General features: G+C 60.5%; 22 protein-coding genes. 14 read left to right on the top strand and 8 right to left on the bottom strand.

Annotation, left to right across the window (positions count from 1 at the left end):
* Positions 1-5 precede the first annotated feature (5 nt).
* On the top strand, positions 6-3,404 hold the full coding sequence (locus tag GOV80_RS12035; protein WP_170784984.1) for an efflux RND transporter permease subunit: 3,399 nt from the start codon (positions 6-8) through the stop codon (positions 3,402-3,404).
* On the opposite strand, the gene GOV80_RS12030 is transcribed toward GOV80_RS12035, so the two are convergent.
* Both GOV80_RS12030 and GOV80_RS12025 read right to left on the bottom strand, forming a co-directional pair.
* On the bottom strand, positions 3,401-3,820 hold the full coding sequence (locus GOV80_RS12030; RefSeq protein ID WP_170784982.1) for an NUDIX hydrolase: 420 nt from the start codon (positions 3,818-3,820) through the stop codon (positions 3,401-3,403). The two genes, GOV80_RS12035 and GOV80_RS12030, sit on opposite strands and share 4 nt — an antisense overlap.
* A 6-nt stretch (positions 3,821-3,826) precedes the next feature.
* Positions 3,827-4,627, bottom strand: a complete 801-nt coding sequence (locus tag GOV80_RS12025) for a protein-disulfide reductase DsbD domain-containing protein (RefSeq protein ID WP_170784980.1) — start codon at positions 4,625-4,627, stop codon at positions 3,827-3,829.
* A 157-nt stretch (positions 4,628-4,784) separates the two neighbouring features.
* Between GOV80_RS12025 and GOV80_RS12020 the strand changes: the two genes are divergently transcribed.
* The gene (locus tag GOV80_RS12020) at positions 4,785-5,339 is read left to right on the top strand and encodes a YqgE/AlgH family protein (protein WP_170772643.1); all 555 of its coding nucleotides are present in this window, start codon (positions 4,785-4,787) and stop codon (positions 5,337-5,339) included.
* Here the strand turns inward: GOV80_RS12020 and GOV80_RS12015 are convergent, their stop codons facing one another.
* The gene (locus tag GOV80_RS12015) at positions 5,340-6,290 is read right to left on the bottom strand and encodes an L-threonylcarbamoyladenylate synthase (RefSeq protein WP_170784978.1); all 951 of its coding nucleotides are present in this window, start codon (positions 6,288-6,290) and stop codon (positions 5,340-5,342) included.
* 136 nt (positions 6,291-6,426) lie between these two features.
* On the opposite strand from GOV80_RS12015, the gene GOV80_RS12010 reads away from it, so the two are divergent.
* The 7 genes from GOV80_RS12010 (at position 6,427) to GOV80_RS11980 (ending at position 12,936) form a co-directional block, all read left to right on the top strand.
* Positions 6,427-8,130, top strand: a complete 1,704-nt coding sequence (locus GOV80_RS12010; protein ID WP_170784976.1) for an acyl-CoA dehydrogenase family protein — start codon at positions 6,427-6,429, stop codon at positions 8,128-8,130.
* Positions 8,130-9,176, top strand: coding sequence for an MBL fold metallo-hydrolase (locus GOV80_RS12005; protein WP_170784974.1), 1,047 nt, complete (start codon positions 8,130-8,132; stop codon positions 9,174-9,176). Before GOV80_RS12010 ends, GOV80_RS12005 begins: the two co-directional genes overlap by 1 nt.
* A 4-nt stretch (positions 9,177-9,180) precedes the next feature.
* Positions 9,181-9,630: a DUF6173 family protein gene (locus GOV80_RS12000; RefSeq protein ID WP_170784973.1), complete on the top strand. Its 450-nt coding sequence runs from the start codon at positions 9,181-9,183 to the stop codon at positions 9,628-9,630.
* 65 nt (positions 9,631-9,695) lie between these two features.
* Positions 9,696-11,534, top strand: coding sequence for a glycerophosphodiester phosphodiesterase (locus tag GOV80_RS11995; protein ID WP_170784971.1), 1,839 nt, complete (start codon positions 9,696-9,698; stop codon positions 11,532-11,534).
* A complete protein-coding gene (locus GOV80_RS11990) occupies positions 11,521-12,081 on the top strand; it encodes a hypothetical protein (protein WP_170784969.1) in 561 nt (186 codons plus the stop codon). Before GOV80_RS11995 ends, GOV80_RS11990 begins: the two co-directional genes overlap by 14 nt.
* A 66-nt stretch (positions 12,082-12,147) precedes the next feature.
* Positions 12,148-12,282 carry an aa3-type cytochrome c oxidase subunit IV gene (locus GOV80_RS11985; protein ID WP_170772630.1) on the top strand — a complete coding sequence of 45 codons (135 nt, stop codon included), beginning with the start codon at positions 12,148-12,150 and terminating at the stop codon, positions 12,280-12,282.
* Between the two features lie 21 nt (positions 12,283-12,303).
* On the top strand, positions 12,304-12,936 hold the full coding sequence (locus GOV80_RS11980; RefSeq protein WP_170772628.1) for a hypothetical protein: 633 nt from the start codon (positions 12,304-12,306) through the stop codon (positions 12,934-12,936).
* Here GOV80_RS11980 and GOV80_RS11975 read toward each other — a convergent pair.
* On the bottom strand, positions 12,925-13,257 hold the full coding sequence (locus tag GOV80_RS11975) for an AzlD domain-containing protein (RefSeq protein ID WP_170772626.1): 333 nt from the start codon (positions 13,255-13,257) through the stop codon (positions 12,925-12,927). The genes GOV80_RS11980 and GOV80_RS11975 overlap by 12 nt on opposite strands.
* Positions 13,254-13,964 (bottom strand): AzlC family ABC transporter permease, encoded by a 711-nt coding sequence (locus GOV80_RS11970; protein ID WP_170772624.1) that lies wholly within the window; start codon positions 13,962-13,964, stop codon positions 13,254-13,256. The genes GOV80_RS11975 and GOV80_RS11970 overlap by 4 nt, the downstream gene beginning before the upstream one ends.
* On the opposite strand from GOV80_RS11970, the gene GOV80_RS11965 reads away from it, so the two are divergent.
* From GOV80_RS11965 to GOV80_RS11945, 5 genes are read left to right on the top strand one after another with little or no spacing between them, the layout of a single operon-like run.
* Complete coding sequence (locus tag GOV80_RS11965; RefSeq protein WP_237215809.1) at positions 13,963-14,901, top strand: formate dehydrogenase accessory sulfurtransferase FdhD; 939 nt, start codon at positions 13,963-13,965, stop codon at positions 14,899-14,901. The genes GOV80_RS11970 and GOV80_RS11965 overlap by 2 nt on opposite strands.
* Positions 14,902-14,904: 3 nt before the next feature.
* The gene (locus tag GOV80_RS11960) at positions 14,905-15,456 is read left to right on the top strand and encodes a YcxB family protein (RefSeq protein WP_170784967.1); all 552 of its coding nucleotides are present in this window, start codon (positions 14,905-14,907) and stop codon (positions 15,454-15,456) included.
* The gene (mobA, locus tag GOV80_RS11955; protein ID WP_170784965.1) at positions 15,453-16,097 is read left to right on the top strand and encodes a molybdenum cofactor guanylyltransferase MobA; all 645 of its coding nucleotides are present in this window, start codon (positions 15,453-15,455) and stop codon (positions 16,095-16,097) included. The genes GOV80_RS11960 and mobA overlap by 4 nt, the downstream gene beginning before the upstream one ends.
* Positions 16,094-16,585, top strand: coding sequence for a molybdopterin-guanine dinucleotide biosynthesis protein B (gene mobB, locus GOV80_RS11950; protein WP_170784963.1), 492 nt, complete (start codon positions 16,094-16,096; stop codon positions 16,583-16,585). Before mobA ends, mobB begins: the two co-directional genes overlap by 4 nt.
* On the top strand, positions 16,582-17,847 hold the full coding sequence (locus GOV80_RS11945; RefSeq protein ID WP_170784961.1) for a molybdopterin-binding protein: 1,266 nt from the start codon (positions 16,582-16,584) through the stop codon (positions 17,845-17,847). The genes mobB and GOV80_RS11945 overlap by 4 nt, the downstream gene beginning before the upstream one ends.
* On the opposite strand, the gene GOV80_RS11940 is transcribed toward GOV80_RS11945, so the two are convergent.
* The 3 genes from GOV80_RS11940 to GOV80_RS11930 all read right to left on the bottom strand — a co-directional run bounded on the left by GOV80_RS11940 (position 17,844) and on the right by GOV80_RS11930 (position 19,842).
* A complete protein-coding gene (locus GOV80_RS11940) occupies positions 17,844-18,836 on the bottom strand; it encodes a hypothetical protein (RefSeq protein WP_170784960.1) in 993 nt (330 codons plus the stop codon). The two genes, GOV80_RS11945 and GOV80_RS11940, sit on opposite strands and share 4 nt — an antisense overlap.
* A gap of 15 nt (positions 18,837-18,851) precedes the next feature.
* The gene (gene greA, locus GOV80_RS11935; protein ID WP_170772611.1) at positions 18,852-19,322 is read right to left on the bottom strand and encodes a transcription elongation factor GreA; all 471 of its coding nucleotides are present in this window, start codon (positions 19,320-19,322) and stop codon (positions 18,852-18,854) included.
* 139 nt (positions 19,323-19,461) lie between these two features.
* Positions 19,462-19,842: a VOC family protein gene (locus tag GOV80_RS11930; RefSeq protein ID WP_170772609.1), complete on the bottom strand. Its 381-nt coding sequence runs from the start codon at positions 19,840-19,842 to the stop codon at positions 19,462-19,464.
* Positions 19,843-19,912: the final 70 nt, after the last annotated feature.

Genomic DNA, 19,912 nt, shown 5'->3' with positions numbered 1-19,912 from the left:
GCGCGATGATGCGCGAAATCCCCGGTGCGGCCAGCGGAATACTTAGCTATTTCACCCGCCATAGGACCGTCGCCAACCTACTGTTGCTGGTCATGGTGGTTCTGGGCATTGCGGCTGCCCCAAACATGCGGGCGCAGTTCTTTCCAGATGTGATCCTGGAACGGGTCGACGTGAATGTCGCGTGGGAAGGCGCGGGCCCCGAAGACGTGGATAACGGGATTGTTCAGGTGCTGGAGCCGGCACTGTTGGCGGTTGAGGGCGTGGCCAGCACAGATGCGACGTCGCGCGAGGGCAATGCCCGCATTCGGCTGGAGTTCGAGCCTAACTGGGATATGTCGCGCGCGGTCGAAGAAGTCAGAACTGCCGTTGATGGCGTGACCAACCTGCCCGAAGATGCGGATGAGCCGACAATCCGGCGCGGGGCTTGGCGAGATCGGGTGACGGATCTGGTGGTGACAGGGCCGGTCGCGCCGGATCAGTTGGCAAAGTTCACCGATGAATTGATCAACCGCCTGTTTGCCGTGGGCGTCACACGGACCACGATCCGGGGCCTTGCCGCGCCGCGTATCGTGGTCGAGGTGCCCACCGCGCAACTGATCGCCAATGACATCACCCTGTCCGAGATTGCACAAGCTGTCGCTGCCGAGGTCACAGCAAACCCCGCAGGCGATGTGACCGGGGCCAATGCGCGCATCCGCACAGGTACCGAAAAACGGAGCCCCGAGCAGATTGAGGGCATCCCTCTGCGTAATTTCGACGATGGCTCGAAGCTGTTGATCGGCGATGTGGCGCAGATCCGGGTCGAGGGCGTGAACCGCGATCGTAGCTATTTCGTCGGCGAAAACCCGGCCATGTCGGTGCGGGTTGACCGCTCGAACCTGGGGGATGCGATTGAAATTCAACACACGGTCGAGGACGTGGTCGCCGAAATGCAGGCCAGTCTGCCCGAAGGTGTCACGGTCGAGCTGATCCGAACCCGCGCGCAGGCCATCACCGACCGTCTGGATATTTTGATCGACAACGGACTGGTCGGGTTGGGACTGGTCGTGTGTCTTCTGTTTCTGTTCCTCAACGCGCGGATCGCCTTTTGGGTGGCGGCGGGGATTCCGGTGGCGATGTCTGCGGCGATTGCCTTCATGTATATCGGCGGGTTGTCGATCAACATGGTCTCGCTGTTTGGTCTGATCATCACGCTCGGTATTGTCGTGGATGACGCCATCGTGGTGGGCGAACACGCCGATTTCCGCGCCCGACGACTAGGCGAGCCGCCCATGGTCGCCGCCGAACGCGCCGCACGCCGGATGGCCATGCCGGTCTTTGCCGCGACGTTGACGACGGTGATTGCCTTTTTCGGCCTGACCGCGATTGGAGGTCGGTTTGGCGAGTTGATCCGCGATATCCCCTTCACGGTGATTGCGGTGCTGATCGCCTCGTTGATCGAATGCTTCTTAATCCTGCCGAACCACATGGCCCATGCTATCGCGCATTCGGCCAAGGAGCATTGGTACGATCTGCCCAACCGCGTGGTCAATCGCGGGTTCCGCTGGGTGCGGGATCATGTCTTCCGCAAGGTGATCGCCTGGGCCGTCGCCGGACGGTATGTGGTGGTGGCTGCCATGGTGATGGTGTTGGCCAGCCAGGTGGCTCTGTTCATCAAGGGCGACGTGAACTGGCGGTTCTTTAACGCGCCCGAACGTGGCTCGGTCACCGGTAATTTCATCATGGTCGAGGGTGCGACCCGCACGGACACGCTGGCGATGATGCGGCAGTTGCAGATCGCGGTCGAAGAGATGGGGCAGATCTACAAAGAGCGCCACGGCCGCAACCCCATCGAATACGTTTTGGCCGAGGTCGGCGGCACCGCCGGGTTCGGACTGGCTGCGGCGGACGGCAAGGATTCAGATCTGTTGGGCGGGATTTCGATCGAACTGATCGATGCCGACCTGCGCCCCTATTCCGGCTTTGAGTTCATCGGAGAACTTCAGGACTACGTCCCGCGCCATCCGAAGGTCGAATTGCTCAGCTTTAGGGGGTGGCGGTCAGGACCGGGCGGCGATGCAATCGACGTGCAGTTTTCTGGTGCGGATGTGAACACGCTCAAGGCCGCGTCCGAGGACCTTCAGCTTGAATTGTCGAAATACCCCGAAGTGTCCGCGCTGGAAGACAATCTGGCCTATGACAAGGAAGAATACATCCTCGATCTGACGGCACAGGGGCAGGCGTTGGGTTTCCGCATCGAAACGCTTGGCCGTGTTCTGCGCGACCGGCTAAACGGGATCGAGGCCGCGACCTTCCCCGATGGCCCTCGCAGCGCTGAGATCAGAGTTGAACTGCCTGAAGGCGAGCTAACCGCCGATTTTCTGGAGCGCACGCTGATGCGTACCCCGGATGGGGTTTACGTGCCGCTGGCCGATATCGTCTCGGTCCAGCGCAAGTCTGGCTTTTCCACCCTGCGGCGTGAGAATGGATTGCGGGTGATCTCGGTCAACGGAGATATATCGGAAGACGATCCGGCCCAAGCAGCCGAGATCGCGCGCGCCATGCAAGAAGAGATCCTGCCCAATATCGCCGCTGAACGGCAGGTGGAATGGACCATGGCTGGCCTCAGCGAACAAGAAAATGAATTCCTGACCGAGGCGCGCACCGGTCTGATCCTGTGCCTGACCGGCATCTATCTGGTTCTGGCCTGGGTCTTTGCCAGTTGGACGCGCCCACTGGTGGTCATGGCGATCATTCCGTTCGGCCTGGTTGGCACCATTTGGGGGCATTACATCTGGGATGTCCCGCTGAGCATGTTTACGGTTGTCGGTCTGTTGGGAATGACCGGGATCATCATCAACGACTCGATTGTTCTGGTTACGACCATTGATGCCTATCAGCAGGACAGGGGGCTTGTGCCCTCGATCATCGAAGGCACCGCCGACCGGTTGCGACCGGTCATGCTGACGACGCTGACCACGGTTCTGGGTTTGACACCCTTGCTGTATGAGGGCTCGCAACAGGCGCAGTTCCTGAAGCCGACTGTCATCACGCTGGTCTATGGGCTGGCCTTCGGGATGCTGTTGGTGCTGCTGTTGGTTCCGGCGCTGCTGGCGATTCTGAACGACCTGTCGCGCCCGATGACCGCCATGCGCCGCGCCCTGCGTGCCCCGGATCGGGTCGTACAGGCGATGCTGACGGCAACGGGGTTTGTGTTGCTGGTCTGGTTCGGGCTGACCATGGTCTGGCCCGTCGCCACTGGGGCACCGATATCGATGTTGACTGGTCTTTACGGGGCCGAAGATGGAATCGCGGCGTTGAATATGGGGCTAGGGGCCTTTGTCGCAGGGGCTGCTATGATTTTAGTGATAAGTATCGCGCTGTCCGGCCTGCTCTATGCGCGGCTCAAGGGGCGCATGGCCTAGCCTCGGCGCAGGGCGGTTGCCAGAAGGTCTGGGACCCGGTTGCTCATCGGCAGGTCGCCGCGTTGGATTTGATCCAGCGGAAACCACCGCGCATCCCGCGCATCATCACCTGCGGCAGGCTGACCGGAGATATACTCACAGGCCACACCGACCAGCAGATAATGGTTCAGAACAAAGCCTCGGGCATCCCTGCGCAACAAGTCCAGATTGTCCAGATAGTGCAATGGGCGGGCGTTGACTGAGGTTTCTTCTCGCAATTCCCGCTGGGCGGCTTCCAGAACGGTTTCTCCCCATTCGACATGACCCCCGGGAAACCCCCACAGCCCGGCATCAGGCTGTTTGCCACGCTGGACCAACAGAACCTGCCCGGCATGCACGACAACAGCCAGCGCACCGATTTTGGGGGTTTGGGTCATGCGGGGTCAGCCTGCGCTGCACCCCTGAATGTCGACGGCATGGTTTTCGCCCAGAACGGTGATCCGAATTGCAGACCGGTTCAGAGCAAAAGCGGCCCCATAGGCGCTGACGACTTCAGAGGTCGCAACCAGCGTATCGCCCTGACGCGAAGTGTCGGGCTGCGAAGCCCAGAGCGTTGGGTCGCCGGGCTCGATAACCGCGATCTCCTGCCCTCCGGCCGAGGGCATGGTCACGCGTGCTTCTATCTTGATCCCGTCCGAGGTGGGGGTCAGGCTGCAATGCGCACCGGACACCCGTGCCTCTTTCGCCGAATAAGGGCGCTGAGCCAGCGCTGCGGCGATAGTGGGGTTGCGCCCGGCATCAGCGTTCAGCGTATGGTCAAAGCCCAGCCGTTCGGGAATGCAGACATCCTTGCATATGCCCAAGTCCATTGTGCCTTTCAGCTGCACGGGCTTTGCCGGATTTGCAGGCGTGATCTCGACAGGCAGGACAAGTTGGTCTTCGTAGCCGATAGATTGCAGGCCGTTCTGGTCAAAGATATCCGGTGCGGGCCACGTGATCGACACATCCCCAACATTTTCCGAACTGGTCCAGTCGAACTGAGGCGGGATACCCGCATCACCTGGCGCGCGCCAATAGGTTTTCCATCCGTCCTGCAACGTCACCCGCACGGCGCCCAGATAGGTGCCCTTGGCGGTGCGTCCACCATCCAGAATGTCCAGTTCAGCCACAGGGCCATTGACCTCGGCCGTGGCCGCACCGGCCGCGCCGAGGATGAGGGTCAAAGCGACCGCTGAAAATGTCATATGCGCGTTCATAATATATAAATGCGCGGTTGCAGCGCAGATTCCAAGTCACGTTCCGGTCACCTGAATGAAATCTGCGGAAAACTGCTGTGATCCCTTGCCAATGCCCGTCCGCAGGGGCCATTGTTGAAGGTGACTCAGCAAGAGATGTCGTTTTATGGACCTAACCGGAAAACTGTTGATTGCGATGCCTGGCATGGGCGATCCGCGTTTCGATCATTCGGTGGTGTTTATGTGCAGCCATGGCGATGACGGGGCGATGGGCCTGATTATCAACAAACCGGCAGACCTGCGGATCAAGACCCTGCTGAGCCAGCTAAATATCCCCTGCCGTATTCCGATTGTCGGCGAACGTCTGGTGCATTTCGGGGGTCCGGTTGAGATGTCGCGTGGCTTTGTCCTGCACAGCGCGGATTATGACGCCAATCTGCATTCGATGAAGATCTCGGATGATTTCAGTATGACGGCGACGCTGGATGTGCTCGAAGATCTGGCCTCGGGGCGTGGGCCGCTGAATTCGACCCTGGCGTTGGGTTATTCCGGCTGGGGTCCGGGTCAGCTTGAGGATGAGATCGCTATGAATGGCTGGCTGACCACGGATGCGACCTCGAAACTGGTGTTCGACGTGCCCGATGATGACAAATGGGAGGCCGCGCTGGCGACCCTTGGTGTTGATCCGCTGACTCTGTCGGCCAGCGCCGGGCGCGCCTGATCAGCTATCTCGCGGCGCGGCGGCGCGGCGCAGGCGGTCATTGATGGCTACACCCAGCCCGACAGAGGGGATCGGCGACACCGCAATCGGGCGTCCGGTATCGTTCAGCTTGTGCAGGGCGGCAAACAGGTTGGCGGCGGCCTCGGTCAGATTGCCAGTGGGCGACAGATTCAGATCGCTATCCACCGCGCCGAAACCCAGCAAAACCTCATCCCCCTGCGCCTGATCAGCCTCAAGGCGAACCGGGGAATCCGGCGCGTAATGCGATTGCAGCTGACCCGGCGCCGTCAAGATGCCAACGGGTTGATGGTGGTGAAGCTCAGTGCCCAAGACATGTTCTATCTGGTCCAGGGCCACGCCGCCAGGGCGCAGCAGGGTTGGCTCACCTGCAAGCCCGACAATTGTGGACTCCAGGCCTACGCCACAGGGACCATCATTCAAAATGGCCGCGATGCGCCCGTCGAGACCGGCGCGTACGTGGTCGGCGGTGGTTGGGCTGATCTGGCCCGAAGGGTTGGCAGATGGGGCGGCCACGGGGCCGTCAAACGCCGTCAAAATGGCGCGCGCTGTAGGATGGGCCGGAACCCGCACCGCCAACGTATCCAACCCGGCCGTGACCAGCGACGACACGCCATGATCTGCGCGCAGGTGCAGCACCAGCGTAAGCGGGCCGGGCCAGAAGGCATGCGCAAGTGCTTCGGCCTGATCCGACCACCGCACGAAGCGCTGTGCCGCCTCAACCGAGGCGACATGCGCGATCAGAGGATTGAAACTGGGCCGTCCCTTGGCCGCGTAGATGTTTGCGACCGCCTCACCGTTGCAAGCATCGCCACCCAACCCATAGACAGTCTCGGTCGGGAAGGCGACCAGCAGACCCTGCCGCAGCAGGTCCGCCGCCTGCGCAATTCCGGTCGGGTCGGCGGACAGTTCGAGGGTTCCGTTGGGGATCATGAGGGGTGACGCCGCGTTTCGATTGCTTGTATCATGGGGACAGGTACCTAATCGTCTAAATCCAGATGAATAACGGCGGGTGCCGGGTTTTCCAACCCTGCCGTTTGAGACCCATTGAAAGCCCCGAGGTGAAGCCATGCCCTATCGCGCTCCCGTTTCCGACTATGAGTTCCTGTTCCGCCACGGCGTCGCGTTCGATCAGATCGCGGCGACGGACCGGTTTTCGGAAGCCAGCGAAGATGTGGTGAGCGCAATTCTGACCGAAGCGGGCAAGATGTGCGAAGAGGTTATGGCCCCGCTACAACGCCCCGGCGATCTGGAGCCCGCGCGCCTGGAAAACGGCGTTCTGCGCACCTCGCCGGGCTATGGCGACGGTTGGAAAGCAATTGCCGAAGGCGGCTGGATCGGGATGAGCGCTGACCCGGAATATGGTGGTATGGGCCTGCCGATGACCCTGACCACGGCTGTTAACGAGATGATGTCGGCCGCCTGTCTGTCGCTGCAACTTGCCCCTTTGATGACCCAGGGCCAAATCGAGGCGTTGGAACATCACGCCAGCGACAGCTTGAAAGAACTGTATCTGCCCAAGATGATCGCAGGTGAATGGTCGGGCACAATGAACCTGACCGAACCGCAGGCCGGTTCAGATGTGGGTGCTCTGACCTCCAAAGCCGAGCCCAACGGTGATGGCACCTATGCGGTTTCGGGCCAAAAGATTTATATCTCGTGGGGCGATAACGATTTTGCCGAAAACATTTGCCATCTGGTGCTGGCGCGTCTGCCCGACGGTGTGCCCGGAACCAAAGGGATTTCGCTGTTCCTGGTGCCCAAGTACCTGCCGGATGAGAATGGGAACCCCGGCGTGGCCAATGACCTGAAAGTGGTTTCTTTGGAGCATAAAATGGGTCTGCACGGCTCGCCGACCTGTGTAATGCAGTATGACGGGGCCACCGGTTGGCTGGTGGGCAAGGAACATGGCGGTATGGCCGCGATGTTCACCATGATGAACAACGCTCGTCTGGGTGTCGGTGGGCAGGGCGTGGGTGCGGCCGAAGGGGCCTATCAGCACGCACTGGCCTATGCGCAGGAACGTAAGCAGGGCAAGACCCCCTCGGGCACCATCATCGACCATGCGGATGTGCGCCGGATGCTGATGGGTATGCGTGCCGATGTTTTTGCGGCGCGTGCAATCATGCTGGCCAACGCTGCGGCCATCGACATGGCCACAGCCACCGGGGATGCTGATTGGGTGGCGCGCGCAGCGCTGCTGACGCCAATCAGCAAGGTCTTTGGCACTGAAACCGGAATGCGGGTTTCGGAAACAGGGGTTCAGGTGCATGGCGGCATGGGCTTTATCGAGGAAACCGGCGCGGCGCAGTTCTATCGCGATGTGCGCGTGACCGCGATTTACGAAGGCACGAACGGCATTCAAGCGATGGACCTTGTCGCGCGCAAGATGATGGATGGCGGCGAGTCGGCGGGTCGCCTGCTGGACGAGATCGAAGATCACGCCGAAAAGGCCCGCTCTACCATGCCCGAACTTGCGGGCCCGGTTTGGGAAGCGACCGAAAGCTTGCGTGAAACCACCGAATGGCTGGTTTCGCAGAGCGATATGAACACCCGTTTTGCCGGTGCGGTGCCCTATCTTCATGCGTTTGCGCGCGTGTTGGGCGGACATTTTCACCTCAAGGCGGCGCTGGCTGCGGCCGATGGACCTCGGTTCAAGCTGGCGCGTTATTATATCAACGCGCTGCTGCCTGAATGTGCCGGTTTGTTGGCGCAGGCGCAGAATGGCGCTGACGACATCTACGCAATGGACGTAGATGAACTGGTGGCCTGATGGACGGAGATACCGCGCTGACGATCCGCTATCCTTGGCCCGAGCCTCCGGCACCAGGTGAAGCGATCGAGATTGCCGAAGGCGTGTTGTGGATGCGCCTGCCGCTGCCTATGGCGCTGGATCACGTCAATGTCTATGCGCTGGATGACGGCGATGGGTGGACGCTGATTGACACGGGGCTGTCCTCGAACAAGACCCGGCGCATCTGGACCGGCCTGATGGCCGGTCCGTTGGCTGGCAAGCCAGTCAAACGGGTGGTCGTCACACATCACCATCCTGATCACGTAGGCAACGCCGGGTGGTTTCAGTCCGAACACGGGGCCGAACTGGTCACGACCCGCACCGCCTGGCTGTTTTCCCGAATGCTGCAACTGGACGTCCAGGAAACTTGGCCGAACGAGACGCTGGATTATTACCGCAGCGCCGGCATGGATTCGGATTTCCTGGCCAAACGAATGACCGAACGACCCTTTAACTTCTGCGACACGGTCTATCCGATGCCACTGGGCTTTACCCGGATCAAGCAGGGCAGCGTGATCCGCATGGGTGGGCGCGACTGGGACGTGCATATCGGCAATGGCCACGCGCCCGAACATGCCACCTTCTGGAGCCGCGACGACAATCTGGTGATCACCGGCGATCAGATCCTCAGCTCGATCAGCCCCAATCTGGGGGTCTACGTCACCGAGCCGCTGGCCGACCCGGTGGCCGAATGGCTGGACGCGTGCGAGCGTTTGCAGGGCCTCGCGCAGCCCGATCATCTGGCGCTGGGCGGGCACAAACTGCCCTTTACCGGGCTGCCGTTGCGGATGAAGCAACTGATCAACAACCATCACAGCGCGCTGGAACGTCTGACCGATTTTCTGAACACGCCTAAAACCGCCGCCGAGTGTTTTCCGCCCCTGTTCAAACGCGAGATCGGCGACGGCGAATATGGGCTAGCGCTGGTCGAGTCAGTTGCACATCTGAACCATCTCTATCACATTGGAGCGGTGACCCGGACGCGGCGCGCAGACGGGGCGTGGGAGTTTCAGCGCAAAGGGTAAAACCATGGACAAGATCGATACCTCGGCCGAGGCGGCAGAATCCGCAGCCCTTCCCCGATGCTACGAGGTCCATGCCAATCCTGACGCTCAATCCGGGGCACAGGAGTTGCCCAACACGCTGCAGAAACCGGTCGAGACCAAAAGCCCCGCGCAATGGGCTTACGAGCGGTTGATCCTCTATATCCAGAATTTCGAAAAGACGCTGGATGCCGATCACGAAGTTGCCATGGGCTTTACCGGTGGCGACGCTGGCGTGATGCGGATCGAAGGGATGGGCTATTTCGACCCGGATATGATCACGTTTTATGGATCGGATGCGACGGGCGCGCGGACGCAACTGGTGCAACACGTCAGTCAGTTGAACGTGATACTGCGCGCCCTACCCAAATCGGTCGAGGATAAACCGGCCAACCGGATCGGGTTCAGGCTGGCGGCTGATCTGGAAGATAGCTGATTACCTGACTTGCAATTCACGTTTGCGCAGCCTTGAATGAGTGCACCATTCAGGAGGGGCGCGGCATGACGACTTTCGTTGACGTTACAAATGCCTACAGGGGGGCATGGGCGCGATGGCACGTTTTTGTGCCGGTATACATCGCCGTACGACTGCTGCTGGTGGCCCTGATTGCGCCCGGCGTGGCAATTGCGGTGAACTTGGCGGTCTCGCTGTCCGATCAGACCGCCCTGACCGATCAGGATATCGCGGCTTTCATCCTGTCTCCCGTCGGCTTCGTGGTCGCGATCGCAGTGCTCAGCATCTTTCTGCTGGCTGAAGTGTTGGTGTTTTCCGTCATGGCCGGATCGCTGCGGATGGGGGAAAGCGACGCGTGGCGGGCGGGCAGTTCCGCGATCCGTTTGATCCTGTCGCGCTTGCCTGCGCTCTTTAGTTTTGCCGCGCGGTTTATTTTGCGGGTTTTGCTGTTGATTCTGCCTTTCGCGGCCGTCTCGGCCCTGATCGCGTGGTGGACGCTGACGGAATATGACATCAACTACTACCTGACCTTTCAGCCTCCGTCCTTCTGGATTGCGGTAGGGCTGATCGGGGCGGTTATGTTGGCGATGGCATGGGTGTTGATCCGCCGGCTGTCGGCCTGGGCGCTGGGTCTGCATCTGGTCCTGTTCGAAGGGGTTGCTCCGGCTAGCGCCTTTAACATCAGCGCCAACCGGATGGAGGGTAAACGCGGGCGGTTGAAAATTGAGCTGGCGATTTGGCTTGTCCTGCGCCTTGTCATTGCCGGTTTGATCGCAACTGTTGCAGGGCTTCTGTTCGATCTGGTTCCGTTGCAAGGAGCGGCGCATCTGCGGCTGGCACTGATCTATAGCCTGATCGTTGCGGGTCTGTGGTCGCTGGCCGGGCTGATCCTGGCGGCAACTGCACTGGGCGCTCTGGCCGTGTTGCTGGATGGGTTTTTCGAGATCAAGACCTCGGAACCGCCGCACCCAGAGCCGGGCAACCTGCGTGTGCCGCTTTTGGGCGCCGTCGGTGCGGCCGCTGTAGCGGTGCTGATCGGGCTATGGCTGGGGCAAGGCCTGCTTGAGAACATTCAGGCCCCAGACCGGGCCGAGGTTATTGGACACCGGGGCGCGGCGGCGTTGCGGCCCGAAAACACCATGGCTGCTGTTGAAAAAGCGATCGAGGATGGCGCGGATTGGGTCGAGATCGACGTGCAAGAATCGGCGGATGGTGTTGTAATCGTGGCCCATGACAGTGATTTCATGAAACTGGCCGGTGTGCCCACCAAGGTTTGGGATGCCACGATGGAAGACGTGGCCGAGATCGACATCGGCAGTTGGTTCGATTCTGAATACGCCGATGAACGCACCCCGACCCTGCGACAGGTTCTGGAGGCAGCCAAAGGCAGATCCAAGGTTATTATTGAGTTGAAATATTACGGCCACGACGTTGATCTGGAAAACCGCGTCGCCGCGCTGGTGGAAGAGTTCGAGATGCAGGACGACATCGCCACCATGTCGCTGAAATACCCCGCCGTGCAAAAGATGAAAAAGCTGCGCCCAGATTGGCGCGCTGGTGTTCTGGCGGCGACTGCTGTCGGCGATCTGTCCGGGTTGGAGGGTGAGTTTGTCGCCGTCAACGCAGCGATGGCAACGCCGGGATTGGTGCGCAGCGTTCAGGCGGCAGGCAAGGATATCTATGTCTGGACTGTAAACGATCCACTGCAAATGTCGGCTATGGCCTCGATGGGTGTGGACGGGTTAATCACCGACCGCCCCGCGATGGCAAATGAGGTCCTGCGCGTTCGCGCCGAGATGGGCCCGGCTGAACGCCTGCTGTTGTGGTTCGCCACCACCTTCGGAATGTCTGTCGATACCGAGACGATGCGCGATGAAAGCCCTTAAGTTAGCCATCCTTGTGATATTGATGGCGGGACCTGCGGCAGCACAGGACATCCTGCGCAATCTTGAAATGCCCGCCCACCGCGCGTTGATTTCAGTCGCGACTGATGCCCCGCTGACGCCATTTGAAACCGACGGTTGTTCTGGCGGTCTATCAGCAAGCTGGCGTTTCGTGGCTGATACCTTTCCCAAGTTTGCTGCGCTTTATCAAGCCCACCCGCCGTGGGAGTATTGCTGCGTGACACATGACCGCGCATATCACAATGCAGGGGCCGGGCTTTTTGCCGAGGACAGCTATACCGCGCGCTTGTCCGCCGATGATACGCTGCGCGCCTGCGTCAAGCAGCATGGCGCGGATCACGCGGAAGAATATGCTGTTCTCTACGATATGACACCCGACCAGATTCGCACCGCCCATTCGGTCACGGCCGAGGCGATGTATGCAGCGGTCCGGTTTGGGGGTGCGCCATGCTCGGGGCTGCCCTGGCGTTGGGGGTTTGGGTATCCGGGATGTTCGGTGTTTCCGTCTCTTGCACCTGCGCGCGAATGACGTGGTGACAGCCCTTGGATTTTCGATTATCCAACATTTCAAATACGCGAATTGGGAATCTTTCAGATGGCTGAACACAAGCACGGCGAAATGGACATCAAAGTTCAGGAAAAAACCTTTGACGGCTTTATCAAGGCCACCACCTGGTGCGTGGTTGCGATTGCCTTCCTGTGCCTCTTCTTGGCGGTTTTCGCCTCTTAAATTCAAGAATCGGGGTCGGTTGTGATCAGGATTTTAATGGCCTGCCTGCTGGCAGTGACAGTGGCCGGCTGCACAGGATCGCAACGCCCGCAAGCCGAGCAGGCCGAGATCGTGTCGCGATCTTATCGTGATCCCGGACCGTCGACCTTGACCCTTTACACGATGATCAGCACCCGGACGGGTTCGGGTGCCCACACGTCGCTAATGATCAGTGGCAGTGAAAGGGTGATCTTTGACCCTGCGGGATCATTCCGGGCGGATGTGGTGCCGATCAAGGACGACGTCCTGTACGGAATCACCCCCAACGTGGAACGCGCTTATCGCAGCAGCCATGCGCGCGAAACGCATTATGCGCGCATCCAAACCGTCGAAGTGACCCCCCAGCAGGCCGAGATTGCCCTGCAGCTTGCCAAGCAGTCAGGGCCGGTTGCAGGTGCGTTTTGCGCCAATTCGACGGCTCAGTTGCTGCAGCAGGTGCCGGGGTTCGAGCAGATCGAAACCACCTTTTATCCCGTCAAGCTGTCGGACCAATTTGCCCAGCTACCGGGTGTTCAAACCGCCGAGTACCGGGAAAACGACGACGCCGATCTGCAAACCGGTCTCGCCTTCAACAATGCGCGTTTGAACCAGTTGGAGGCTAGCTCAGCCCAATAGGTAGAGCAGTCCGTAAAGCGTTGCGGCCCCGCTGAAGATGGCTGCGATCACGTTCTTGGTGACAATCCCGACGGCCAGCGTGACCGCAGCGGCGGTCATTCTTGGGACATCTGGCTGCCCTTCGGTCGCGGTGGGCCAGACCACCAAGGGCGCGATCAGGGCCGGTACTATAGCCACCGCCGTGTAACGCAGGTGCCGCAGCAGCCATGCGGGCATCGGGCGGTCGCCAACGATGCCGATAAAAGTAAAGCGCAGGGCAAAGCTGCCCACGGCCAACCCGAGGATGATGATCCAGATGGTGGTCGTGTCGATGTGAGTCATGATTTCCTACGCTCCAGAAACAGCTCGGCCTGCGCACCTGCGATCATGCCCGCCGTACCAGCAATCAACAGACCCAGATTAAAGGGCACAGCCACGGTCAACAGCGCGACCACGATGGCAACCAGAGCGGCGATTACATGCGCTAGCGTGCGCATCATCGGGCCGATCATGGCCAGAAAGGTGATCGGTAGCGCAAAGTCCAGCGCCCAGCTTTCGGGAATTTGCGTGCCCAGAACCGCCCCCAGATAGGTCGCCAACAACCACAACGGGGTCAGCGGCGTTGCGGTGCCAAAGAAATAGACCATGCGTTGCGGGATGGTCATGTCCGGCTCTTTTTCGAACCGCATGATCGAGCAGGCATAGGTCTGGTCCACTGTCAGATAAGCCGCACAGGCCCGCTGCCACAGCGGTGCCGCCCCCAGATACGGCGTCAGCGAGGCGGAATACATCGCAACCCGCAAGTTCACCGCCAAAGCCGAGGCCAGCACGATCGCAGTGGGTGTATTGTCCTGCAAAAGCTGCAAGGCGGTGAACTGGGCGGCCCCGGCAAAGACGGTGGCGGAAAAAGCCAGCGTTTGTACGACGTTCAGCCCGGCTTCGGTCGAAAAGACGCCGAACAGGGTACCAAAGGGGATCGCAACAAAGATGAACGGCGTCCCGTCGCGAAAACCCTTCCAGAAGTATGACTTGGATGTGGTGTCTGCCATGGCTAAATCCTATGGTGTTATCCGCAGCAGTAGCGGTCTTGGGAAAGGGTTGCAATTGGCCACCGAACAGAACCTGTCAGACTATCTCATTGCCCCTGATCCGGGCGCCGCCCGCCTGACCCGCGCGGTCGAGGGCGTGGATCAGAATGGTGAGGTCAGCCACATCTCGGTGGTCGAGGAGCGCCCGCTGACCATTTTCCTCAACTCGCAGGAAATCGTGACGGCGATGACAATTGGTGATTATCCCGAATATCTGGCACTGGGCTTCCTGCGCAATCAGGGGATGCTGCTGGCCGATGATGACATCACCCGCGTTGACTATGACGACGATCTGGAAACCGTGGTCGTGCGGACCGCGCGTGAAACCTCGTATGAGGACAAGCTCAAGAAAAAGACCCGCACCAGTGGCTGCGCCGTAGGCACCGTCTTTGGCGACATGATGGAAGGGCTTGAGGACGTGCGCCTGCCGCAGGTTCAGGTGCGGACCTCGTGGCTGTATGATCTGGCCGCCAAGATCAACCGCACACCGTCGTTGTATCTTGAGGCCGGGGCGATCCACGGCACGGTGCTGTGCTGCGAAAATCGCCCTCTGGTCTATATGGAGGACGTCGGCCGCCACAACGCCGTCGACAAAATCGCGGGCTGGATGCTGTCCGAAGGCGCAGAGGCTGGGGACAAGATCCTCTATACCACCGGGCGCCTGACGTCCGAGATGGTGATTAAAACGGCGATGATGGGCATTCCGGTGCTGGCGTCCCGGTCCGGGTTTACGGCGTGGGGCGTCGAGATCGCACGCGAGGTCGGCCTGACCCTGATCGGTCGAATGCGCGGCCAGCGGTTCGTGTGCCTTTCCGGCGAGGACCGCCTGCTGCGCGACATCGACCCGGCCAGCGTGGCGGTTGAGGATAAGAAAAACAGGCGGAAGAGTGCGGAGTAGACATTGACTTACAAATATCACTTGTCAGAACAAATTGACGACAAGATCCTCGTTAGAGCCATGTGTAAGTACAGGCAAAGTAACACCGGAAAAGGCGCTTACTGGGGCTACGTGGCATTGGATTCAATAAGAGGAATTTTGGCTGTTGTTGGCGGAATTGTTGTCGCTTTCATAGCGTTTCGTGCGCTTGGCGCTCTCCCTCTGACACAAGGTCTTTTTGCACCTGTATCCGGAGGGATAATTGGAGCTGGCGTGCTTTTTTTTGCGGAACGTTTTTCCAGAAGGCTGAAAGTCAGGCAGATGATGGCATCGCCGATTTACAACGGCGGAACTGACTTTACATTCACACCAGACGGTTTGGATATGCGGTCGCCCTATGTAACTTGGAATGTTTCTTGGCGTGCTGTTGGGAAAGTTATCGAAGATAAGGCTGGGTTCTTCTTTTACGCTGGTGCTTTCGTCTATGTGCCGCCCAAGAAACTTCTGAGCACAGGGGACGCTCAGAACTTCCTTGAAACGGTTGAAAACTGGCGTTCTGCGGAGAGGGCAGCTTGACCCGCCCCCTCGGCATCATCCTCGCAGGCGGTCTGGCCACCCGGATGGGCGGCGGTGACAAGGGCCTGTTGCAAATCGGCGGACAAAGCCTGCTTGGTCATGTGATCGACCGCTTAGCCCCGCAGGTGGACAGTCTGGCGCTGAACGCCAATGGCGATCCCGCGCGGTTTTCCGACCTGAACCTGCCGGTGGTCGCGGACACGGTCGAAGGGTTCGCGGGTCCTCTGGCCGGTGTTCTGGCTGGGCTGGACTGGGCCGCCGAAGAAGGGGCCGATTGCATCGTCACCGCCGCTGCCGACACGCCATTTTTTCCGCGCGATCTGGTGGCCAGACTGGTAGACGCCGCCGAAGGGCAGTCCCATCCGCTTGTGCTGGCCACCACGCCGCGCACCGGGGATGAGGCGTTGAAATCCGGCGGCGGTAAGCGGGTCAACCGGCACCCGACCTTTGGCCTCTGGCCGGTGGCGCTGCGCGATGATCTGCGGGCGGCGTTGCAGGACGGTTTGCGCAAGGTGGTGATCTGGACCGACCAGCATGACGGGCGCGAGGCGCTGTTCCCGGCTGAGCCGTTTGATCCGTTCTTTAACGTCAACACGCCCGACGATCTGGCGCGGGCCGAACAACTGCTGGAGCAGGCATGAGGGTTTACGGCGTCACCGGCTGGAAAAATGCTGGCAAAACCGGGTTGATGGAGCGTTTGGTTGCCGAGATCACCGGGCGGGGGTTCTCGGTGTCGACGCTCAAACACGCGCACCACAGCGTCGATGTGGATCAACCCGGCACCGACAGCTATCGCCACCGAACGGCGGGCGCGTCCGAGGTGCTGCTGGCCTCGGGTCAGCGTCTCGCGATCATGCAAGAACTGCGCGGTGCGCCCGAGCCTTCGATGGCGGATCTGCTGGCCCGGCTGTCTCCGATCGATCTGGTGCTGATCGAAGGGTTCAAACGCGAGGATCACCCCAAGATTGAGGCTTTCCGGGCCGAAGCCGGGAACGCTCTGATGGCCCCTGGAAACCCGACGATCCGCGCCGTGGCCAGCGACACGCCGCTAAAGGCCGACCAACCGGTTTTTGACCTGAACGACACGGCGGCGATTGCCGATTTCATCCTGCAAGAGGTGGGGCTATGACCAAACCCGACATCGCACCTCCGCCCTTGCGCAACGATTGTTTTGCTTTGCCCGCCGGGGTGAACTGGACCCCGGTCGAGGACGCGCTGTCCTTGCTGCGCGACCGGCTGACTGTGGTTGCGGGCGTGGAAACCGTGCCCTTGGCGCAGGCCACAGGGCGTATTCTCGCGCAGGAGGTTATCGCCCAACGTTCGAATCCGCCGCAGCCCAATACGGCGGTGGATGGCTATGGCTTTGCCGGGGCCGCGCCTGACGGGCCGCAAGTGATGCCGCTGCATCCGGGGCGCGCGGCGGCTGGGATACCGTTTGACGGCTTGGTGCCCGCAGGCCATGCGCTGCGTGTGCTGACCGGGGCAGCGCTGCCTGCGGGCGTTGATACCGTCATTTTGGAAGAGGACGTGACCGTTCAGGACGGGCACATTGCATTTCACGGACCCCTGAAACGCGGCGCAAATACCCGCAAGGCAGGCGAGGATGTGGCTGAGGGCGACGCGGTTCTGCCCGCCGGACGTCGCCTGACCCCGGCCGATCTGGCGCTGTTGTCGGCCACCGGTCTGGCCGAGGTTCCGGTGCGCAAAGTGCTGCGCGTGGCGGTTCTGTCCACGGGGGATGAACTGGTCGAACCCGGTGAATCGGCCGGTCCGGGCCAGATTTACGATGCCAACCGTCCGATGCTGTTGTCCTTGTTGGAACGCATGGGGTTTGAGGCGGTCGATATGGACCGGGTGCCCGACGACCGCGAGGCGTTGCGGACTTGTCTGAACCAAGCCGCTGAACGAACGGATGTGATCCTGACCAGTGGCGGCGCGTCTGCCGGGGATGAGGACCATGTCTCGGCCCTGTTGCGGCAGGCAGGGGCGATGCAGGAATGGCGGATTGCACTGAAACCGGGTCGGCCTCTGGCGCTTGGGATGTGGGACGGAACGCCTGTGTTCGGCCTGCCGGGAAACCCGGTGGCCGCGTTGGTTTGCACGCTGATCTTTGCGCGCCCGGCCTTGGGCTTGATGGCGGGCGAGGGTTGGCTGGAGCCGCAAGGATTCGACCTGCCCGCCGCCTTCGAGAAACGTAAGAAACCGGGCCGCCGCGAATACCTGCGCGCCCGTATGCGCGATGGACGGGTCGAGGTCTTTGCATCCGAAGGATCAGGCCGGATCAGCGGGCTGAGTTGGGCAGAGGGTCTGGTCGAGATTGAGGATGGCGCGCGCCATATTCAGCCGGGCGACCTCGTCCGGTTCATCCCGTATGGCAGTTTCGGTCTTTAATCGAAGGTCCCGGCAACCCGTCCCAGCAGCATGAACGCCCGCGCGGTGCGTGTATCGCCCAAGGCGGTCAGATCAGCATCGCTGGCTTCGGGTTCAAACTCGATAATCATATGGTCGAACCGGCGCAGGAAATGGTGGGCTGCGTCCCGGAAAATCGGGTCTTGCTTCATCCGGGCCGAGGTCAGCGCCAGAGAGGAGCGGTCCCGGATGCCGCCCAAGGCCGCCACGGATCGGCCCCGCGCGCCTTGCGCAAATTGCCGCCAAATCTCGGGGCGCGCCATGTCGGGGCGCAGGTCATCCATGTAGATGCCTTCCTGGCTAAGCAAGGTCAGAACATCCTGAGACGCTTGTACCAGTTGCGCCGCCTTGCGATCCTTCAGCGCCAGCCGCAGGGCGTTGAACCCTTCGGTATCTTCCTGGGTTTCCGGGAAATTCAGTGCGCGAATAAACACATCATTGCTGAGCGGGGGCGCGATATCTTCGGCCTGCGTACCCAGTTCCAGCGTGGTCTGATCCCCGTTTGCGTTGGGCGATTTCCCTCGCACCGGCTCAGTACGTTGGGTCGAGAATGTGGCCAGCGCGGTTTCGGTCTTCTTCGCGGTCTCGGCGATCTGGTCCAGCTTTTGCGTGACCGCAGGCTCATACCCGCTGGAGCTGCGCTGTTGCTGGGCGATGAACGTATTGCGCAACGCATTGATCGAGGTTTGCAGCCGCGTGCTTTCCTCGCGCATGATACGGCTGGCCCGCATCGCGGTCGCCGCAACCCAGATCATCGCAACGGGCATGAACACCGCCAGCAATGTCACCACAAAACCGCCGCCTTCGACCTTGTCGGGCAGCACCAGAAACACGACCGAAACAATCAACCAAACCACGCTGAGCGCGATGGCCGCGATCTCAATCTCGGTCAGGGCGGGCAAGGCGGGCTTGTCATAGATACCCAGCGAGGTTGGCTGTTCGGCTTCCTGCTCTGTCGTGGGGTCGGACATGCGCGCGCTCCGGGGTCAGGCGTATTCGATGGTCAGGATCTCATACGAACGCACACCGCCGGGGGTGCGCACTTCGACGCTGTCGCCTTCATCCTTGCCGATCAGCGCGCGGGCGATAGGGGATTTGATGTTCAGCAGACCCGCTTCGATATTGGCCTCATACTCGCCCACGATCTGCCAGGTCTTTTCTTCGTCGGTATCTTCATCAACCAACGTGACCTTGGCGCCGAATTTCACAGCACCGGACAGCTTTGCCGGGTCGATCACGTCGGCCAGCGACAGGATGCCCTCCAGCTCTTTGATCCGGCCTTCGATAAAGCCCTGTTTTTCGCGGGCCGAGTGGTATTCGGCGTTTTCCTTCAGATCGCCCAACTCTCGGGCCGAGGCGATGGCCTCGATGATCGCAGGGCGCTCGACAGATTTGAGGTTTTTGAGCTCGGCTGCGAGCGCGGCATTGCCCGCAGGCGTCATTGGAATTTTTTCCATATTCTTGTCGTCCACGCGTAAAGTGATTAGCCCCGCCGCACGAAATAGGCGCCGGGGCGAATGAATGGGTCGTCAATTAACTGACCCAAATGGCGTGGAAAATGCAAGGGGGCTAAATCGCCCCGATGCGGATTACAGCCTAGGCGTAGCTGATCACCTCGAATTCGATGCCATTGTCATCGTCGAAATAGAATCGTTTGCCCGGTTCGTAATCCGCGTGGGATTTTGGCGTGAATCCGGCCTTGACGACTTTGGCCTCGGTTTCGTCGATATCTTCGACCAGAACACCCACATGGTTCAGCCCGCCCACGATGTCATAGCTGCTTTCGGACGACGGTTTCGGATCGCTGGGCGCATAAAGCGCCAGATAGGTGTGCGCGCTGCCAACATGGACGGTGTATCCTCCGGCAATGGCCGGTCCCTCCCACCGGGTTTTCCAGCCAAAGACGTCGTGCATCCACTTGGCCGAAGCCTGCGGGTCGCGGACGGTAAAGTTGGTGTGTTCAAGCGTCGCCATCATGGGATCTCCTTTGCGAATTGAGGCTTGTCCCGACTCACCGTAATTTCTAAACCTAACTTTAGGTCAAGAT

The sequence above is a fragment of the Ruegeria lacuscaerulensis genome, assembly GCF_013034685.1.
GTDB classification, from domain to species: Bacteria; Pseudomonadota; Alphaproteobacteria; order Rhodobacterales; family Rhodobacteraceae; genus Ruegeria; species Ruegeria lacuscaerulensis_B.
Note: the sequence above shows the minus strand (reverse complement) of the source record. Positions and strands in the feature narration are given on the sequence as shown.

What these genes read in the sequence shown, in the direction of transcription:
- GOV80_RS11930 (WP_170772609.1), bottom strand. Translation starts at nt 19,842, where the DNA reads ATGATGGCGACGCTTGAACACACCAACTTTACCGTCCGCGACCCGCAG.
- GOV80_RS11975 (WP_170772626.1), bottom strand. Translation starts at nt 13,257, where the DNA reads ATGACTCACATCGACACGACCACCATCTGGATCATCATCCTCGGGTTG.
- GOV80_RS11985 (WP_170772630.1), top strand. Translation starts at nt 12,148, where the DNA reads ATGGCTGAACACAAGCACGGCGAAATGGACATCAAAGTTCAGGAAAAA.
- GOV80_RS12020 (WP_170772643.1), top strand. Translation starts at nt 4,785, where the DNA reads ATGGACCTAACCGGAAAACTGTTGATTGCGATGCCTGGCATGGGCGAT.
- GOV80_RS11990 (WP_170784969.1), top strand. Translation starts at nt 11,521, where the DNA reads ATGAAAGCCCTTAAGTTAGCCATCCTTGTGATATTGATGGCGGGACCT.
- greA (WP_170772611.1), bottom strand. Translation starts at nt 19,322, where the DNA reads ATGGAAAAAATTCCAATGACGCCTGCGGGCAATGCCGCGCTCGCAGCC.
- GOV80_RS11965 (WP_237215809.1), top strand. Translation starts at nt 13,963, where the DNA reads ATGGCTAAATCCTATGGTGTTATCCGCAGCAGTAGCGGTCTTGGGAAA.
- GOV80_RS12005 (WP_170784974.1), top strand. Translation starts at nt 8,130, where the DNA reads ATGGACGGAGATACCGCGCTGACGATCCGCTATCCTTGGCCCGAGCCT.
- GOV80_RS12000 (WP_170784973.1), top strand. Translation starts at nt 9,181, where the DNA reads ATGGACAAGATCGATACCTCGGCCGAGGCGGCAGAATCCGCAGCCCTT.
- GOV80_RS12015 (WP_170784978.1), bottom strand. Translation starts at nt 6,290, where the DNA reads ATGATCCCCAACGGAACCCTCGAACTGTCCGCCGACCCGACCGGAATT.
- GOV80_RS11995 (WP_170784971.1), top strand. Translation starts at nt 9,696, where the DNA reads ATGACGACTTTCGTTGACGTTACAAATGCCTACAGGGGGGCATGGGCG.
- GOV80_RS12025 (WP_170784980.1), bottom strand. Translation starts at nt 4,627, where the DNA reads ATGACATTTTCAGCGGTCGCTTTGACCCTCATCCTCGGCGCGGCCGGT.
- GOV80_RS12010 (WP_170784976.1), top strand. Translation starts at nt 6,427, where the DNA reads ATGCCCTATCGCGCTCCCGTTTCCGACTATGAGTTCCTGTTCCGCCAC.
- GOV80_RS12030 (WP_170784982.1), bottom strand. Translation starts at nt 3,820, where the DNA reads ATGACCCAAACCCCCAAAATCGGTGCGCTGGCTGTTGTCGTGCATGCC.
- GOV80_RS12035 (WP_170784984.1), top strand. Translation starts at nt 6, where the DNA reads ATGATGCGCGAAATCCCCGGTGCGGCCAGCGGAATACTTAGCTATTTC.
- GOV80_RS11940 (WP_170784960.1), bottom strand. Translation starts at nt 18,836, where the DNA reads ATGTCCGACCCCACGACAGAGCAGGAAGCCGAACAGCCAACCTCGCTG.
- GOV80_RS11970 (WP_170772624.1), bottom strand. Translation starts at nt 13,964, where the DNA reads ATGGCAGACACCACATCCAAGTCATACTTCTGGAAGGGTTTTCGCGAC.
- mobB (WP_170784963.1), top strand. Translation starts at nt 16,094, where the DNA reads ATGAGGGTTTACGGCGTCACCGGCTGGAAAAATGCTGGCAAAACCGGG.
- GOV80_RS11945 (WP_170784961.1), top strand. Translation starts at nt 16,582, where the DNA reads ATGACCAAACCCGACATCGCACCTCCGCCCTTGCGCAACGATTGTTTT.